General features: G+C 75.7%; 15 protein-coding genes. 3 read left to right on the forward strand and 12 right to left on the reverse strand.

Annotation, left to right across the window (positions count from 1 at the left end; genetic code table 11):
- Positions 1-245: 245 nt before the first annotated feature.
- From GA0070606_RS27945 to GA0070606_RS27990, 10 genes are all read right to left on the reverse strand, one after another.
- A complete protein-coding gene (locus tag GA0070606_RS27945; RefSeq protein WP_091094741.1) occupies positions 246-1,550 on the reverse strand; it encodes an FAD-binding oxidoreductase in 1,305 nt (434 codons plus the stop codon).
- A 25-nt stretch (positions 1,551-1,575) separates the two neighbouring features.
- A complete protein-coding gene (locus tag GA0070606_RS27950; protein ID WP_218106077.1) occupies positions 1,576-3,012 on the reverse strand; it encodes an MFS transporter in 1,437 nt (478 codons plus the stop codon).
- 220 nt (positions 3,013-3,232) lie between these two features.
- Positions 3,233-3,742 (reverse strand): hypothetical protein, encoded by a 510-nt coding sequence (locus GA0070606_RS27955; RefSeq protein ID WP_245724839.1) that lies wholly within the window; start codon positions 3,740-3,742, stop codon positions 3,233-3,235.
- Between the two features lie 111 nt (positions 3,743-3,853).
- Positions 3,854-5,680, reverse strand: coding sequence for a thiol reductant ABC exporter subunit CydC (gene cydC, locus GA0070606_RS27960; RefSeq protein ID WP_091106219.1), 1,827 nt, complete (start codon positions 5,678-5,680; stop codon positions 3,854-3,856).
- Entirely contained in the window at positions 5,680-7,401 is a 1,722-nt protein-coding gene (locus GA0070606_RS27965; RefSeq protein WP_091106220.1) for an ABC transporter ATP-binding protein/permease, read from the reverse strand. The genes cydC and GA0070606_RS27965 overlap by 1 nt, the downstream gene beginning before the upstream one ends.
- The gene (locus tag GA0070606_RS27970) at positions 7,398-8,195 is read right to left on the reverse strand and encodes an ABC transporter ATP-binding protein (protein ID WP_091106221.1); all 798 of its coding nucleotides are present in this window, start codon (positions 8,193-8,195) and stop codon (positions 7,398-7,400) included. Before GA0070606_RS27970 ends, GA0070606_RS27965 begins: the two co-directional genes overlap by 4 nt.
- Positions 8,192-9,166, reverse strand: coding sequence for a FecCD family ABC transporter permease (locus tag GA0070606_RS27975; protein ID WP_091106222.1), 975 nt, complete (start codon positions 9,164-9,166; stop codon positions 8,192-8,194). Before GA0070606_RS27975 ends, GA0070606_RS27970 begins: the two co-directional genes overlap by 4 nt.
- Positions 9,163-10,137, reverse strand: coding sequence for a FecCD family ABC transporter permease (locus GA0070606_RS27980; RefSeq protein ID WP_176737449.1), 975 nt, complete (start codon positions 10,135-10,137; stop codon positions 9,163-9,165). The genes GA0070606_RS27975 and GA0070606_RS27980 overlap by 4 nt, the downstream gene beginning before the upstream one ends.
- Positions 10,134-11,111, reverse strand: a complete 978-nt coding sequence (locus tag GA0070606_RS27985; protein WP_218106078.1) for an ABC transporter substrate-binding protein — start codon at positions 11,109-11,111, stop codon at positions 10,134-10,136. The genes GA0070606_RS27980 and GA0070606_RS27985 overlap by 4 nt, the downstream gene beginning before the upstream one ends.
- Before the next feature lie 109 nt (positions 11,112-11,220).
- On the reverse strand, positions 11,221-11,676 hold the full coding sequence (locus GA0070606_RS27990; RefSeq protein ID WP_342672194.1) for a DUF6463 family protein: 456 nt from the start codon (positions 11,674-11,676) through the stop codon (positions 11,221-11,223).
- A gap of 228 nt (positions 11,677-11,904) precedes the next feature.
- Between GA0070606_RS27990 and GA0070606_RS27995 the strand changes: the two genes are divergently transcribed.
- The 3 genes from GA0070606_RS27995 (at position 11,905) to GA0070606_RS28005 (ending at position 14,606) form a co-directional block, all read left to right on the forward strand.
- Positions 11,905-12,732 (forward strand): peptidoglycan-binding domain-containing protein, encoded by an 828-nt coding sequence (locus GA0070606_RS27995; protein WP_091106225.1) that lies wholly within the window; start codon positions 11,905-11,907, stop codon positions 12,730-12,732.
- 456 nt (positions 12,733-13,188) lie between these two features.
- The gene (locus GA0070606_RS28000; protein WP_245724840.1) at positions 13,189-13,536 is read left to right on the forward strand and encodes a PadR family transcriptional regulator; all 348 of its coding nucleotides are present in this window, start codon (positions 13,189-13,191) and stop codon (positions 13,534-13,536) included.
- Positions 13,533-14,606 (forward strand): hypothetical protein, encoded by a 1,074-nt coding sequence (locus GA0070606_RS28005; RefSeq protein WP_091106227.1) that lies wholly within the window; start codon positions 13,533-13,535, stop codon positions 14,604-14,606. Before GA0070606_RS28000 ends, GA0070606_RS28005 begins: the two co-directional genes overlap by 4 nt.
- A 71-nt stretch (positions 14,607-14,677) precedes the next feature.
- Here the strand turns inward: GA0070606_RS28005 and prfH are convergent, their stop codons facing one another.
- Positions 14,678-15,358: a peptide chain release factor H gene (gene prfH, locus GA0070606_RS28010; RefSeq protein WP_176737450.1), complete on the reverse strand. Its 681-nt coding sequence runs from the start codon at positions 15,356-15,358 to the stop codon at positions 14,678-14,680.
- Positions 15,355-16,542 (reverse strand): RNA ligase RtcB family protein, encoded by a 1,188-nt coding sequence (locus GA0070606_RS28015; RefSeq protein WP_091106228.1) that lies wholly within the window; start codon positions 16,540-16,542, stop codon positions 15,355-15,357. The genes prfH and GA0070606_RS28015 overlap by 4 nt, the downstream gene beginning before the upstream one ends.
- Between the last annotated feature and the right edge of the window lie 106 nt (positions 16,543-16,648).

Consider the following 16,648-nt stretch of genomic DNA (forward strand, 5'->3'; position numbering starts at 1 on the left):
CTGTGGACCGATGATGTGCCCGCCGCGAAGCGGCGGCCCCCGGGCAGTGTTCACCATCGCGCCGGCACCTGAGAACCCCTGTTCCGCCGATCGCGCTCGTCCCTCTCCCGATGCTGCCGTCGGCCGGACGTCGACGGGGGCGCCCGGTCCCGCCACCACCTCGGAGGTTCCGGCAGGCACGCCGGGTGACCGGTCCGACGGGACCGGCCACCCGGCGCGCAGCACCTTCGGGCGGGGCGTCCGCGTCAGCCGGTCACGGGGAAGTTGGCGCGGAAGGTGTCGTGTGGGTCGTGGCGGTGTTTGATGTCGCGGAGGCGGTTGATCACGTCGGGGGTGAAGGCGTCGGCGATGGTTTCGGTGGGGTTGAGGAGGGTGAGGGGTTTGCGGCCGCTGGTGGGTAGTGCGTCGGCGAGGGTGCGTTGTTTGGTGGTGACGGCTTGTGCGCGGGTGGGGTCGGTGGGTAGGCCGAACATGTAGAGGGCGTAGGGCTCGGTGAGGGGGCCGTGTGGGCTGTCGGAGGGGTGGGCGAGTGCGCCGCCGAGGTGTCGTAGTTGTGCGCTGAGCAGGGGTGCGATGGGGTTTTCGAGCAGTGTCGTGACGGCTTGGTCGTCGAGGGTGGTGAGGAGTTCGGTGTGGGACAGGCCTGCGGCGGGTTCTGTGGGTTCGGCGGTGATGGCGCCGAGTTCGGCGGGGGTGATGGGTTTGCGGGTGTCGGACAGTGGTGTGGGTAGGCGGTCCAGCGGGCTGAGGAGTTCGTGGGCCTGGTTCGGGTGGCCGAGGTAGGTGGTGTCGATGGCGACCATGGGGTCGGCGCCGGGGAAGTGGAGGAGGTCGAGCCAGACGGTCAGTTCGTCGGGTGCGGTGGCGGTGATGGTGCGGTAGGTGTCCATCACGGCCGGGGCGTGTTGGGCGGGCCAGAGGATTCTGCCGCCGTAGAGGTGGGGTGCGGGGTGCAGGGCGAGTTCGAGGGCGGTGACGATGGCGAAGCTGCCGCCGCCGCCGCGTAGTGCCCAGTACAGGTCGGGGTCGGTGTCGGTGGTGACGTGTCGGTGGTGGCCGTGGGCGTCGACGATGTCGAAGGCGGTGACGTTGTCGGCGACCCAGCCGTGTGCGCGGCCGAACCAGCTCAGTCCGCCGCCGAGGGCGACGCCGGTGACGCTGACCACGGGTGAGCTGCCGGGCAGGCCGGTCAGGCCGTGGGGTGCGGCGGCCGCTTGGAGCAGGCCGGACGGTACGCCCGCGCCGACGCGGGCGCGGCGGGTGGCGGGGTTGATCTGGAGGGTGTCCAGGCTTCGGGTGCGCAGCAGGATCGTGCCGGCGGTGCGGCCGGTGGCGCCGTGTCCGTTGGGTTGGGTGGTGATGCGAAGTCCGGCGGCGCGGGCGTGGCGGACGAGCGCGACGACGTCGGCGGTGTCGGTGGCCTCGACCACGGCGTCGACCTGCTGGTCGATGGCGAGGTTCCAGGGCCGACGGGCGGCGTCGAAGGTGGGCTCGCCGGGCAGCCACACCTGGCCACGGACGACGGAGCGCAGAGCGTGCAGAGCGTTCACGGGGTTCCTTCTTCTTCTCGTGGTTTCAGGCGGCGGCGTGGACGACCGCGACGTCGGTGTCGGTGGTGGTGCGGCGGCTGGCGGGGGTGAAGCCGAGAGCGACCAGCGCGGTGACACCGATGCCGGCCGCCGCGACGAAGACCGCCGTGCGGAGCCCGTCCGTCGTGGCGGCGCGCAGGGCCGGGCCGGTCAGCCCGTTGGCGGGCGAGTTGGCGAGAGCGACGAGCACGGCGAGGCCGACCGCGCCGCCGACCTGCTGGGCGGTGGAGGCCACCCCGGAGGCGATGCCCTGCTGGTGGGCGGGCGTGGCGGCGGTGGCTGCGCCGAACATCAGCGTGTAGCCGGCGCCCTGCCCGAGGCCGAGGACGACCAGACCGGGCAGCAGCGCCAGGTAGGAGCCGTCGACGGTCAGGCTCGCGCCCAGGATCGCGGTGCCGGCTCCACCCACCACGAGGCTGGTGATCATGGCGGTACGCGTGCCGCGGCTGTTCGCCAACCGGCCGGCGAGCTGGGAGCCGGCGACGATGGCGGCCATCGGCACCAGGAACGCCAGCCCGGTGCGCAGCGCGTCGTAGCCGCGGACCGTCTGGAAGTAGACGGTCAGGAAGTACAGCAGCGTGCCGAACGTCGCCATGTACAGGAACGTGACAAGCGTTCCGGTGCCCAGGTCCCGGCCGCGCAGCAGCCGCAGCGGCAGCAACGGATCCGCGCTGCGCACCTCCACCGCGACGAACGCGGCCAGCAGGACCGCGCCGGTCACCGCCGAGCCGAGCACGGTTGGCGCGGTCCAACCGGACTCCGGCCCCTGCACCAGCGCGAACACCACCAGCGTGGTGCCGGCGGTCGCGGTCAGCGCACCAGCCAGGTCGAAGCGTCGGCCGGTCCGGCCGGCGGCGGCACGCGGCACCAGGGGCAGCGCCAGCAGCGCGGCGATGCCGGCGAGCGGCACGTTGACCAGGAACACGGAGGTCCAGCCGAACGCGTCGGTCAGCACTCCACCCAGCAACGAGCCGAGGATCATGCCGCTGCCGCCGGCGGTGCCCCAGACCGCGTACGCCCGGTGCCGTTGCCGCCCCTCGGCGAAGCCGGTGGAGACCAGCGTCAACGTGGCCGGGAACAGCAGCGCGCCGCCGAGCCCCTGCGCCGCACGTGCCAGCACCAGCAGCACCGGGGAGGTGGCCAGCCCGCCGGCCAGGGACGACGCCGCGTACAGCGCCAGTCCCAGCACGAAGACCGGGCGCGGCCCGAACAGGTCGACGGCGCGACCGCCGAGCAGCAGGAACCCGCCGAAGGCGACGGCGTAGGCGCTGACGACCCACTGCAGCGTCTGTGCCGAGAACCCGAGCTGCGCGCCGATCTCGGGCAGCGCGACGTACACGATGTTGTAGTCCAGCGAGATGATGAGCTGGGCGAATGCCAGCAGGGCCAACGCGAGCCCTGGGTGACGGAAGCGGTTTTCCACGATGTCTCCTGACGGCGGCGACCGCCGCTGATTATCTGGATGGTTTGTGTCCAGAATGACGGTCTCGGAAAGCCCTTCCGCGCGGGAAGGGCTGCATCCTGGACACTACATGTCCAGGATATGTGGCGCAACGCTTATCCGGCCCTGCCTACGGTCGCCGCGCCCGAGCCACCGGCGCGCGGCGACCGGGTCTACTCCCGAGGGCCGCTCAACCGACCGCTCAACCGGCCGCGCAGACCGCCTCCACCTGCTTGACGGCGGTCTCCAGGGCTGCGGTGCTGGGCTTCGTCCGGGGGTTGGCCGCGTGCTTGTCGGCGAGTTCGGTCATCGCGGTCGCGACCTGCTTCGTCGCGTCGTTGACCGCGGCGTTCGAGGTGAAGGTGTGCACGTAGAGCCCCGCCGCGCCCGCGGAGTACTGCGCGCTGACGGCGGAGTGGCCCGCCGGGGGCCCGATCTTCTCCGCCTCGGCCACCTTCGCCAACGCGCTCTTGATGTCGCCCTTGATCCTGGTGCACGCGGCCTTGGCGTCGGCGCTCATCGCCGAGCCTCCGTCGGCGCCCGCGCTCGTGGCGGTCGCCTCCGCCGTGCCCGTCGTCGCCTGCGCCGGGCCCGACGAGCCCTCGCCCCCGGACGGCGTCGAGCCGCCCGCCGAGTCGTCGCCGCCGCAGCCGGCCAGCGCCGCCGCCGCGATCATGGCCGCGCTGATCAGTCCGAGCCGAATCGTCCGCACAGTTGCCTCCCCCGTCGCCCGTTGTGTCGGCGGAACCTACCAGACGGTCGAGTGACCGCGGGACGCCGGCTGTCCACAGCCGACAGGGACACCCCCGTCGTGACCGGCGCGTCAGCGGCGGGGCGGTCCCTGCCGGTGCCGTGCGGGCTGGTCGGCCAGCAGGCCCGCCAGCGGTTCGCGCTCGCGCAGGCTGTCGAAGGAGCCGTCGGCGACGACGCGGCCGGAGTCGAGCACCACCACCCGGTCGGCGCGCACGATGGTGGAGAGCCGGTGGGCGATAACCAGGGTCGCCCGGCCCGACCCGGTGGCGGCCAGGGCCCGGCTCAGGTCGCGCTCGGTGCGGGCGTCGAGGTTGGCGACGGCCTCGTCGAGGACGAGCACGGGCGCGCCGGTGAGCAGCGCCCGGGCGACCGCGACCCGGGCCCGCTGCCCGCCGGACAGCGTCGCGCCCCGCTCCCCGACCGGGGTGTCCAGCCCGTCCGGCAGCCCGCTGGCGAACGCGCTGACCTGCGCGGCGTCGGCGGCGAGCCGGACGTCGGCGTCGGTGGCGTCGGGCCGGCCCAGGCGGATGTTGTCGGCGATCGACCCGGGGAAGAGGTGCACGTCCTGCGGGACGACCGTGACGGTGCGCCTCAGCTCGGCGTCGGCGAGATCCCGCAGGTCGACGCCCCCGACAGTGATCCGCCCGGCGGTCGGGTCCGCGAAGCGCAACAGCAGGTGCGCGCAGGTGGACTTGCCGACCCCGGAGGCGCCCACCAGGGCGACCGTCTCGCCGGGCCGCACGGTCAGCGAGACGCCCCGCAGCACGGGCCGACCCGGCAGGTAGCCGAAGTGCACGTCGTCGAAGACCACCTCGCCGCCGCCGGTGGGGGCGGGCACGGGGCGGGTCGGGGCGGTTACCGCCGCCGGCGCGCCCAGCAGCGCGTCGATCCGGCCGGCGGCGGCACGTAGGGTGCCTGCCTGCTTCAGCAACAGCGCGACCTGGGCGGCGGGCCCGAGAACGGTGCCGGCGAGGACGACCGCGACCGGTCCCAGCGCGGGGTCCACGCGTGCGCGGCGGACGCCGTCGACGACGACCAGCAGCGCGGCGACGCCGGCCACGGCCAGCAGCGTGTCGACAAGCGCCGTCTCCAGGCCCGCCCGGGCGGCGTTCGCCCGCTGCGCCCGGCCGAGCTGACGGGTCCGGGCGGCCAGGTCGGCGCGCCGCCGCTCCAGCGCCCCGAAGACCGTCAGCTCCCGCAGGCCCTGCACCGTGTCGACCACGTCGGCCGCCAGCCCCGCCGTCGTGTCCCGGATGCGGGCGCCGTGCCGATCGGCGGCGCGACGCAGCAGCCAGGGCGCCACCGCGACCAGCCCGGCCAGCGGCAGCACCACGGCGGGCAGCCACGGGTCGACCGACGCCGCGAGTGCCGTGCCGGCGGCCAGGACGACGGCGGCGGTGATCAGCTGCGCGATCGTGTGCGCGAAGAGCCACTCCAGGGTCTCCACGTCGGACAGCGCGACGGTGGCGAGGTCACCGGAGCGGCGGCCGGCGAGCCGACCGGGGACCAGCCGGGTGATCGCGTCGTAGACCCGCAGCCGCAGGTCGGCCAGGACCCGGTAGGCCAGGTCGTGCGAGACCAGCATCTCCCACCAGGTGACCGCGGCGATCACCGCGACCAGGCCGCCGAGCGCCGCCGCGGCCGTCCCGACCGGCGTGGGGCCGCCGGTCACGGCCCGCCCGACCAGCCAGGCGCCGAGCGCCGCCGCGCCGACGGTGGCGAGCTGCCCGACGAGGTTCGCCGCCAGGGTCGCCCGGAACGCGTCGGAGTGCCCGGTGACCGCCGGCAGCAGCCGCCGCAGGGCGCCGGGTCGCGGACCGCCGGGCGGTGACCCGGCGGCGCCGGCGGACGGCGGGGCGGTCGGGAGCGCGTCGGACGCGCGGTCCGTGGCGACCATCAGGCCTCCTCCTGCACGGTGACCAGGTCGGCGTACGCACGGGACGTGCGCAGCAGTTCCTCGTGGCGGCCGGTCGCGGTGATCCGGCCGTCGCACATCAGCGCGATCCGGTCGGCGTGCCGCACGCCCGCCAGGCGGTGCGCGATGACGAGGCAGGTGCGCCCCCGGGCGGCCCCGGCGAGGGCGGTCAGGATCTCCGCCTCCTGCCGCCGGTCCAGGTGGGAGGTCGCCTCGTCGAGGATCAGCACCGGGGTGTCGGCGAGCATCGCCCGGGCGATGGCCAGCCGCTGCCGTTGCCCGCCGGAGAGGGTGGCGCCCCGCTCGCCGACCGGGGTCGCGTACCCGTTCGGCAGCGCGGTCACGAAGTCGTGCGCGCCCGCGGCGCGGGCGGCGGCCACCAGGTCGGCGTCGGTGGCGTCCGGCCGGGCCAGGCGCAGGTTGTCGGCCACCGTGCCGTGGAACAGGTACGTCTCCTGGGCCACGACGGTGATCGTCCGGCGCAGCGCGTCCCGGGTCAGGTCCCGCAGGTCGACGCCGTCGACGGTGATCCGGCCGGCGTCCGGGTCGAGGTGCCGCAGCAGCAGGTTCGCCAGGGTGGACTTGCCCGCACCCGAGCGGCCGACCACCGCGACGGTCTCGCCGGGCGCCAGCCGCAGCGTCACGTCCCGCACCGCCGGCCGCGCGCGATCGGGATAGCGGTACCCGACCCGCTCGAAGACGACGGCCGGGCCGGCGGCGAAGCGGCGGTCGACGCGGCCCGTGTGCACGACCGGAGGTCGCGCCGTGAGCAGTTCGGTGAGGCCGTCGACGGCGGTGACGCCGAGGTAACCCGCATGCCAGTGGGCGCCCAGGTCGCGCACCGGCCGGAAGCACTCCGCCGAGATCAGCAGCACCAGGAACACCGTGGCCGCCCCGGCCCGACCGCCGGTCGCCGCCACGGCCGCGGCGACCGTCGCCGCGGCGACGCCGGCGTGGACCAGCAGGGCGCTCACCCCGCCCTCGACCAGCGAGAGCCGCAGCTGCGCCATGGTCGTGGCGTGCAGGTCGCGGCTGCGCACCTCGACTCGGTCCCGCATCCGGCCGACCGCGCCGAAGGCGCGCAGCGTCGCCGCGCCCTGCAGGGTGTCGAGGAAGTCGGCGGCGAGGGCGGTGAACGCCGCCCATCGTCCCCGGCCCCGCCTGAGCAGGGTGGCGTCCCACGCCCGCGGCACCGTCAGCACGAGCAGCACGGCGACGCCGAGCAGCGCCGCGGCGACCGGCTCGACGGTGGCCAGCCACGCCACCAGCACGGTGGGGACGGTCGCCGTGACCAGCACCTGCGGGACGTAGCGGCTGTAGTAGGCGTCCAGCCCCTCCACCCCGTCGACCAGCGTGGCCTGGGTGCGGCCGGTGCGCGCGCCGGTGAGCCAGGCCGGGCCCAGCTCGGCCAGCCGCCCCACCAGCCGGTCGCGCAGCCGGGCCCGGATCCGGGCGCCCGCCGCCGCGGTCGCCACCTCCCGCCACCACAGCAGCCCGGCCCGGAAGACGATCACCGCGAGTACCCCGGCCAGCAGCGGGGGAGCGGCGTCGAGGTCGCGCCGGGCCACCGCCGCCAACGCCGAGGCGAGCAGCAGCGCCTGACCGACGTACGCGGCCGACACCGCCACCCCGAGCGCCGCGCACCCGGCGACCGGCCACGCGACGGCCCCGCCAAGTCGTACCAACTGCCGATGGACGATCACGGCAGCTCCAGCGGGGCGTCAGCCAGCGCCCGGACGGCGCCGGTGTGGGTGTCGGTCAGCACCCGGCCGCGTACGCCGAACACCTCGGCGAGCAGGTCCGGGGTGACCACCTCGGCGGGCGGTCCGTCGGCGGCGACCCGGCCGCCCGCGAGCGCCACGACCCGGTCGGTGAACCGGGCGGCGTGGTCCAGCTCGTGCAGCACCGCCACCACGGTCAGGCCCCGCTCGGCGTGCAGCCGGCGGACCAGCGACAGCACCTCCAACTGGTGGCGTACGTCCAGGAAGGTGGTCGGCTCGTCCAGCAACAGCACCGGGGTGCGCTGCGCCAGGGCGAGGGCCAGGCGGACCCGTTGGCGCTCGCCGCCGCTGAGCGTGTCCACCTCACGCCCGGCGAGCCCGGTCACGCCCGCGGCGTCCAGCGCGGCGGCCGACTCGTCGTCGTCGGGGCGCCACAGCATGCCCAGCGGCCCCCGGTGCGGGTAGCGGCCCTGCGCGACCAGCTGCCGCACCGTCATTCCCGGCATCGGCGGCAGCTGCTGGTGCAGCACGGCGACCTGCCGCGCCACGTCCCGCCGGCGCAGCTCGTACGCCGGGCGGCCGTGCAGCAGCACCCGCCCGCCGGCCGGCCGGTCCGCGCCGGCGAGCAGCCGCAGCAGCGTGGACTTGCCGCAGCCGTTGCGGCCGACCAACGCCACGCACTCGCCCGCGCGGACCACCAGCGACACCCCGTCGAGCACCGGCCGGTCGCGGTAGTGGTAACGGGCGTCCTCCACGGTGAACACCGGCTCCGTCATGACACCTCCACATGCGACGAGCGGCGCGCCACCACGACCAGCGCCACCGCCCCGAGCAGCGCGGTGACCGCGCCCGCCGGCACCCCGAGCCGCTGCCCGGCCGACCCCGACTGCACCGCCACCGTCAACACCTGGGCCAGCACGTCCGCGCCGACGACCGCCGTCGCCCCGAGCAGCGCGGCGGCCGGCACCGCCCGGCGCAGGTCGGCCCCGCACATCGCCCGGGCGACGTGCGGCACCACCAGCCCGACGAAGGCCAGCGCGCCGGCCAGGGCGACCGCCCCGGCGGCCAACGCCACCGCCAGCGCGATCCCGACCGCGCGCGCCCGGCGCGGCGCCAGGCCCAGCGCGGCGGCGTGCCCGTCCCCGGCGGCCAGCACGCCTAGCGCGGCCGAGCACAGCCAGGCCACCACCAGCGCGGCGGCCAGCCAGGGCCACGCGGTCTGCACGTGCGCCCAGACCCGCCCCTCGACGGTGCCGACGAGCCACCGCAGCGCGTTTCCGAAGCGACTCGGCTCGTACGCCAGCAGCAGGGTGGTGACCCCGGCCAGCGCAGCCGACCCGAGCAGCCCGTACGCCGCCACCTCGGCGGGCGCGCGACGACGGGCCAGCAGCCACATCAGCGTGCCGCCGAGGGTGCCGCCGGTCAGCGCCGCGACCAGCGCGCCCGGGGCCGAGTCGGCGGGAACGAGCCCGACCTGGATGCCGGCGAGCACACCGAGCACCGCCCCCGGGTTCACCCCCGTCAGCTCCGGAGCGGCCAGCGGGTTGCGCAGCACGGCCTGCATCAGCAGCCCGGCCGCACCCAGCCCGGCGCCGGCCAGCAGCGCGGTGACGAGTCGGGGCAGCCGCAGCTCGACGAGGATCCGCTGCTCGACCGCGTCGAGCTGCGGCCAGTCGACCCCACGGCCCACCGCCAGTTCCGCCGTCGCCGCCACCAGCAGCGCGGCGACGGCCCACCACCACCTCACGACCGGCCCCGCCGCGCCAGCATGACCAGCCCGGCCACGATGCCCACCGCGGCCGTCCAGGCCCCGAGCGGGGTCTCCGCCGGGGCGAAGACGTGCCGCGCGGCGAGGTCGGCGACCGTCGTGAACAGCGCGCCGAACGCCGCCGCCCAGGGCAGCAGGAGCCGCGCGTCGGCGGTCGGGCGCAGTCTCCTGGCCGCGTGCGGCGCGACGAAGCCGATCCAGGCGATCGGTCCGCAGGGCCCCACCACGGCGGCCACCAGGACGGCGGCGAGCCCCAGCGCGACCAACCGGGCCCGTCCCACCCGCAGCCCGAGCGCCGCCGCCGCCTCGTCGCCCAGGCGCAGCACCCCCAGCGCGGGCGACGCCAGCACCGTCAGCGGGACGCAGGCCAGCAGCCAGGGCAGCGTCAGCTGGGCGTGGGCCCAGGTGACACCGCTGAGGCTGCCCACCAGATACCGGAACAGCGTGTCGTACTGCAGCCGGTCGGCGGCGGCCAGCACGGCCAGGAGCACCGCCTGCAGGGCGGTCGAGACCGCCGCGCCGATCAGCAGCACCGCGCCGGGGCCCCGGCCCGCGCCGGCAGCCGCCAGGCAGATCGCGCCGCCGCACAGCGCGCCGGCCAGCGCCACCAACGGCTGGACCGCCGCGGGGACCGGCAACGCCCAGACGACCACCGCCGCCGCCGCCAGGGCCCCACCGGTGGAGACCCCCAACAGCTCCGGTGAGGCCAGCGGATTGCGCAGCGCGGTCTGCATCAGCAGGCCGGCGGCCCCGACGGCCGCGCCCCCCAGCAGCGCCAGCAGCAGCCGGGGCACGCGCAGCTCCCACAGCACGACCCGCGCGACCTCCGCGTCCGCCGGCAGGCCCAGGACCAGGGTCAGCCCGGCCGCGCCGGCGAGGGCGGCCACCAGCACCGGCACCGCGGGCCGGCGCGGCGTCGGTCGTGCCGCGACCGCTACCAGCGCGCTCACGCGGTCGCCCTGGCGACCGCCTCGTCCAGGATCAGCCCCAGGGCCCGGGTGCCCCGGCCCGAGGCCCACAGCTCCGCCGGCACCTCGTAGGCGCGGCCCTCGCGGACCGCCGTGATCCGCTTCCACACCGGGTTGTCCGCGTACTGGGCGGACACCGTCTTCGCGTCCGGCCCGAACGTGAACGACTGGATGAACACGACGTCCGGGTCGCGGGTGAGGATCTCCTCCACGCTGTACGCCTGCGCGCTGTCGAAACCGCCGCCCCTGTTCGGCCACGGGTAGTCGAACACCTGTGACAGCAGGTGTCCGAGCAGGTCGTCGGAGGTGTTGACGCCGATGGACGTGCCGCCGTACATCGCCAGCGCCGTCGTCTCGCCCAGCCCGTGCTCGCGGGCGGCGGCCCGGGCGGCGGCGAGCCGGTCCCGGAAGCGCTGCTCGGCCGCCACCTGCTGGGCGCCGCGGTCGGTCAGCGCGGCCACGTCGCGCAGGTAGCGCACCGAGTCCTCGTACGTCTTCACGCGGACCAGCCACAGTGGCGCGAACTTCTCGACCGCCGGGCGGAGCTGGTCGTGCACCCCGGCGAGACCGATGACCAGGTCGGGCCTGACCGCGGCGATCGCCGCCACGTCCTCGTTGCCGAACGTGCCCGGCAGGGCCGGCACCGCCCTCCCCGCGTCGCCGAGGTAGTCGGGGCGGGCGACGAGCTTCGGCGTGGTGGTCGCCGCCGGCGTCAACCCCAGCTCCACGAGCGTGTCGTCGCACAGCCCGGTCAGGCAGACGATCCGCTCGGGCTTCGCCTTCAGGCTGACCGTCTGCCCCCGCACGTCGGTCACGGTCAGGCCGTGCGTGACCTGCTGTACGGGCGGTGCGGACGGCGCGGGGGCGCCGGTGGACGGTGCGGGAGAACCGCCGCAGCCGCCCAGTGCGACACCGGCGGCGAGGAGGGAGATCAGGGTCAGACGCAGTCGTGTCACAGCCACGCACTTTCCATCGGCGACGAGGACGCGACAACGATAACGATTTCCATTTCGGCCCGCACAGGGGGGTGGGCGGGCAGTCCCCGTACCGCCCGGCGGGCCCGGGTCACGTCAGGGGGTCCTCCCGGTCCCGCGCGGCGCGGGCGCGATTTGCTCCCCGTGCGGCCAGCACGACGAGCGCGCCGGCGACGACGCCCGCGAAGTACGGCGACGGCACGAGCAGGACGCCGCCGACGAGGCACCACGCCGCGAGCGCCCAGCCGATCCCGGCGGGTACGGCCACGCCGCGCCCGGCGAGGTGCCAGGTCAGCCAGCCCAGCAGGATCAGGGGTACGGCGAAGCTTCCCGGGCCGGCCCAGAAGGTCACCTCGTTGCGCAGGGACTCCGCGGTCCGGTCGGCGCCGTCCGCCGGCGCGAGTGGGACGGCGGCCCACGGTCCACGGTCGACCCAGTCGCCGACGCCCTCCCCGGCGAAGGCGGTGAGCAGGGCCAGGTGGCCCGCCCCGAGCGTGATCATGATGCCGCTCGCCCAGCGCAGCAGCCGCTGCCCGGCGCGCGTCAGCCCGGTGCCGCCGGGGCGGGGCGGTGACGATCCGGGGCCGGGCGACGGCGCCCTTCCGCCCGGTGGAGTTTTCTGCCACTATCCATCGAGGCATGGAAGACTTTCTTGCTATGGGTCAGTCGGTCATGCCTCGCGCCGGGGCCGGTGGCGGTCACCCTGCCCGCCGCCGCGGCTCTCGTGCGGCCCACGCCACCGGCGTGGCAGGAGTCCGTCATCGGGGGAGGAAAGATGCTGACCAGAAGGAACCTGTTGACCGGCGCGGCCGCTGCCGCGGTCGGGGCCGCGGTCACGGGGCGGGCGGCCCACGCGGCCCTTCCCGTGGTGGACATGGAGGCGCTCATCAAGGCCGCCCAGATCGACCCGCGCCGCGCGGACACGGCGATCACCACCGGCAGCAAGGACAGCGTGCTCCTCGTGGAACGCGCCCTGCAGGCGCGGGGCCTGCTGTCGGCCACCTACGTCGACGGCCACTTCGGCACCAGCACCGTCGCGGCCTACGCCGCCTACCAGCGCTCCCTGGGATACTCGGGACTCGACGCCACCGGCCTCCCCGGCCAGACGTCGCTGCGGCTCCTGGGTGAGGGGCGCTTCACCGTGACCCGGCTGTTGACCCCGGGCGGCGTCGTCGCGTTCCGGGGCGTGCAGGTGAACACGCGCACCAGGGCCATGCTGCTGGAGGCCGAGCGGCTGCTCGGCGGCCAGTTGACCATCACCCAGGGCTCGTACAACGTCAGCAACCCGGCCTCCGCCGGCACCCACGACGGCGGCGGAGCCCTGGATCTCTCCGTCAGCGGCATGTCCACCACCTACCGGACCACGGTCGTGCGGCAGTTGCGCCGGGTGGGCTTCGCGGCGTGGCTGCGCACGCCGGCGCAGGGAAACTGGCCGTACCACATCCACGCCATCGCCCTGGCCGACACGGACCAGGCCGCGAACGCACAGCACCAGGCCGGCGACTACTACCTCGGCCTCAACGGGCTGGCCAACCGGGGCGCCGACGACGGTCCCGCCGTCACGCCCAAGGTGACCTGGGAGGAATACCAGCGGACGACCTGACCGCGCCGACCGGATGGCGCTGCGTGTCGGCGTGCCATCCGGTCGGGCCGCGCCCGTGCGTGCCGCTCACGCCGGCCGGGCGTCAGGTGGCTGGGGGCGCCCTTCGTGGTGCGCCGGCCGCGGATCCGTTCCCGCGCCGTTGCCGGGATCGCTGCCCGCGACCGGCGGGGGCGGCGGCGCCTGGTGCGCGGTCCGTGGCAGCGTGATGCGGCCGCGGTAACCCGGACCAGGGCCCGGCACGATGGCCGCCCGGTTGGCGGGTGGGGCACCGAAGGCGCTGCTCTCCACCGCCGGTGTCACGGGGGCGAAGTCGGGCCCGCCCACGTCTCCGGCATCCGCCGCGTCACCGTCTCCCATGGCCACTCCTCGGGTCGTCGCCGCGGGCCCGGTCGGTCTGGCCGGCACCGAGCCGCCTTCTGATGCGCAGCATATCTTGCCATCCACTATATTGGCCGGATGACCGCCCGGGCGATGACCGAACCAGCCTTCTTCATCCTCACCGCGCTGCTCGACGCCCCGCGCCACGGATACGGGATCGTGGCGGACGTGGCGGAGCTGTCGCACGGCCGCGTCCAGCTCAAGATCGGCTCCCTCTACGGGGCACTGGACCGGCTCGTCGGTGACGGGCTGGTCGAGCTGGACCGCGAGGAGGCGTGGCAGGGCCGGCTACGCCGGTACTACCGGCTGACCGAGCGGGGCCGCGACGCCCTCGACGCGGAGGCGCGACGGATGGCCGCCAACGCCCGCCTCGCCACCACCCGGTTGCGGGCCCACCGGAACCCGGCCCCCGGGACGTCGTCGTGAGCCGGCTGGAGGAGCGCTACCGCCTCGTGCTGCGGCTGCTGCCCGCCGCCTACCGTCGGCAGTGGGAGGAGGACATGGTCGCCGCCTTCCTGGACAGCGTGGACACCGGCGACCCGGAGACCACCGACGACCTGGCGGAATTCGGTCGGCCGAGTCTGTCGGAGGTTGCCAGCGTCCTGTCACTGGCCGTCCGGTTGCGACTCGGCGGAGCCGACGCGCCACCCCGCTCGTACGCCTGGGGACAGGCCGTGCGACTCGCGACGCTGACGGCGATGCTGACCCAGGCCGTCACGGTCACCGCGAGCATCGCCGTCGCGCTGTGGCTCTCCGGAAAGGTCGACTGGCTGCCGGCCCCCGCGGCGGAACTGGCACTCGCCCCGCCCCGGGACGCCTGGCACACCGCGTGGAACCTCGCCGGCTACGCGTGGTTGCCGGCCTACGTCGCGCTCGTCCTCGGGCACCGGCGCGTGGCCCGGGCGGTCGCCCTGCTGGCCGTCGTGCCGCCCGCCGTCACCACCGCCGTGGAGCAGGCCGCCGGGGCGGCGCCGCCGACCGTGTCGCCGTGGGCGATGCGGCTCGTCGACGTCGTCCTGCTGCTCGCCATGGCGGCCTTCCACCACGATGCCCCGCCGGTGCGGCCCCGCCCCTGGCTGCTCGCGCTGCCGATCGGCATCCTCCTCGTCCCCGTACCGCTGTTCGTCGCCCAGGCGACCACGCCGGCGCTGCGGCTGCTGGACTGGCCGGGCCTGGCCTGCGCGGTGGTCACCGCCGCCATGGCGGTCCACCTGGCGCTCCGGGTGCCCGTCCGCCGGTCCCGTACGCTGCCGTGGTCGCTGGCGCTCACCCTGCTCGCCGTGGCCACGCTCGCCCTGCGAGCCGTCACCCTGCCCGACCACGGCGCCCAGGCGCAGGGCGGCATCCTCACCACGATCGCCGCCGTGCAGGCCGTCGCCGTCCTGGCGGTGGGCGCGCCGGTCGCCGCGTTGGCCGTCCGGGCACTGCGCCGGCTTCCACCGGTCGCCGCCGCCCCGGCGCCCGACCCCGGGGACCCGAGCGTCGGCGTCCCCTGAAGACGGCGGGCGCGACCCGCGGATCCGCCCGGTGCGGCGGCGGAGGGCGTGTCGGCGTCGAGGTGCCGTCCTCAGCGCGGCGCGGTGGACTGCCGCTGTCGGCGACGCGCCCGTAGCCGGGGGGCGGTCTGCGGCCCCGGCGGCTCCGGACGTTCGACGCGGGTGGGGTCGCCGCGTACGAGCTCGTCGTGGACGCGCCACCGGGCGGTGACGGCGGCGCCGCGCGCCGCCTCGTCGCGGCGCTCGATGCGCTGCCGCAGCAGCTGGACGGCGATGCGGCGGTTGAGGCTGAACTGCCGCTCGGTGTCCACGACGACCACGATGCCCGAGGGGCGGTGGGTCGCCCGCACCGCCGTGCTGGCCTTGTTCCGGTGCTGGCCGCCCGGGCCGCCGGTGCGGCAGGCGACGACGTCGACGTCCGCCTCCGCGAACGTCGTCGTCGCGGTGTCGAGCTGGCACGGCCGGGCGGTGACGTACCAGTTCCTCCGGCCGTGGCCCGCCCGGTAGGGGCTGGGGGCCCGCCAGCACAGGGTGCCGGTCCACGAGGCGGCGAACGCCTCGGCTCCGGCGCCGAGGATCCGGACCATCACGGACCGGTAGGTGTCGGGCCGGTCGCCGGGCACCGACTCCACCCGGCGGGTCGTCAGGTTCCGCCGGGTGGCGTCGGCCTCCAGCCGGCGCAGCAGGTGGGCCAGCGCCCAGGCGCACTCCCGCGGGCCGCGCCCGGCGGACATGAGCAGGTGGACGCTCACGGCCGGCCCCGCCCACGCCGGCCGTCGCGGCGCGCGTCGCGGGACGCGGAGCCGGCGTCGGCGGTCTTGTAGGTGACCAGGGGCACCGTCGTGGCGACGGGGGTGGCCAGGCCGTGGTGGACCAGGTCACCGATCACCTGCTCGATGCGCTTGTAGGCCGAGGGCGCCTCCTCGAAGAGCAGTTGGCGGTCGCCGCACACCACCAGCGACCCCAGCGGTGTGCGGCGCAGCTCCTCGACGGTGTGCTTGGCGCGGCCCCGGCGCAGGGCGTCGGCGCGGGACATCTTGCGCCCGGCGCCGTGCGCCACCGAGTGGTTGGCGTCCGGGCCGGCGTGGGCGGCCACGAGGTAGGACGGGGTGCCGCGCGTGCCGGCGACGAGCACGTCGCGGCCGTCACCCGGCGCTGCCCCCTTGCGGTGCAGGTAGACCCCGTCGCGGACCTCGACCAGGTTGTGGCACTGGTCGACGATCGGCGCGCCGGGTTCGGCCCCCAGCGCGTGGGCGACCCGGGCGGCCAGGAGCCGCCGGTTGAGCGAGCCCCAGCGTACGGCGGCGTCGTGCTGCGCCAGGTAGGCGGCGGAGTCGGGGGCGGGGCCCGCGCCGTGTGCCTCGGTGTGCGCCCGCAGGATCCGCTCGCCCAGACCCCGGGAGCCACTGTGCACGACGAGCACCAGGTCGCCGGCCTCGAGCCCGAGGCGGCTCGCGTGGCCGGAATCGAGGACCGTTCCGACCCGTGACAGCTCGACGAAGTGGTTGCCCCGGCCCACCGTACCGAGCCCTTCGACGTGACCGGCGGGCACCTCGCCGTCCAGCGCCGCCCAGGCCGGGTCGTCCGCGTCCTGCTCGGGATCCAGCGCGCGGTCCAGGTCGGGGAAGCGGGCGGCGATCCTCTCGGGTACGACGCGCCTGAGCTTGACGGGAAACACGGCGATGCCGCACCCGATGTCGGAGCCCACCAGGAACGGGTACAGCACCGTGGACGCCATGGCGGCGCCGATCGGGGCGCCCTTGCCGGGGTGCAGGTCCGGCATGGCGGCGACATGGACCATGCCGTCGAGCGCGGCCACCCGCTGGCACTGCACGAGGGCGTCGGACTCGATCCAACTGTTGGCGGAGGCGAAGACGGAGACGGTGGCCGGGGAGGACTTCGGCAGGGAGTCCTGCCGGAGATGATGCGGGGACAAAGACGCTCGCTTCTCGCTGAGGTGTGGGCGGCGGACGGCACGGCGGCACGGTCGCGTGCCGGAGGGCCTGGGAGCAACGGGGTGCTGTCCGTCAGAACGTCATGGC

Origin of the sequence: Micromonospora citrea, assembly GCF_900090315.1 — a bacterium.
Lineage (GTDB): Bacteria > Actinomycetota > Actinomycetes > Mycobacteriales > Micromonosporaceae > Micromonospora > Micromonospora citrea.

Coding starts and splice junctions, on each gene's coding strand:
- cydC (WP_091106219.1), bottom strand. CDS start 5,680: ATGGTCGCCACGGACCGCGCGTCCGACGCGCTCCCGACCGCCCCGCCG.
- GA0070606_RS27970 (WP_091106221.1), bottom strand. CDS start 8,195: ATGACGGAGCCGGTGTTCACCGTGGAGGACGCCCGTTACCACTACCGC.
- GA0070606_RS27995 (WP_091106225.1), top strand. CDS start 11,905: ATGCTGACCAGAAGGAACCTGTTGACCGGCGCGGCCGCTGCCGCGGTC.
- GA0070606_RS28000 (WP_245724840.1), top strand. CDS start 13,189: ATGACCGCCCGGGCGATGACCGAACCAGCCTTCTTCATCCTCACCGCG.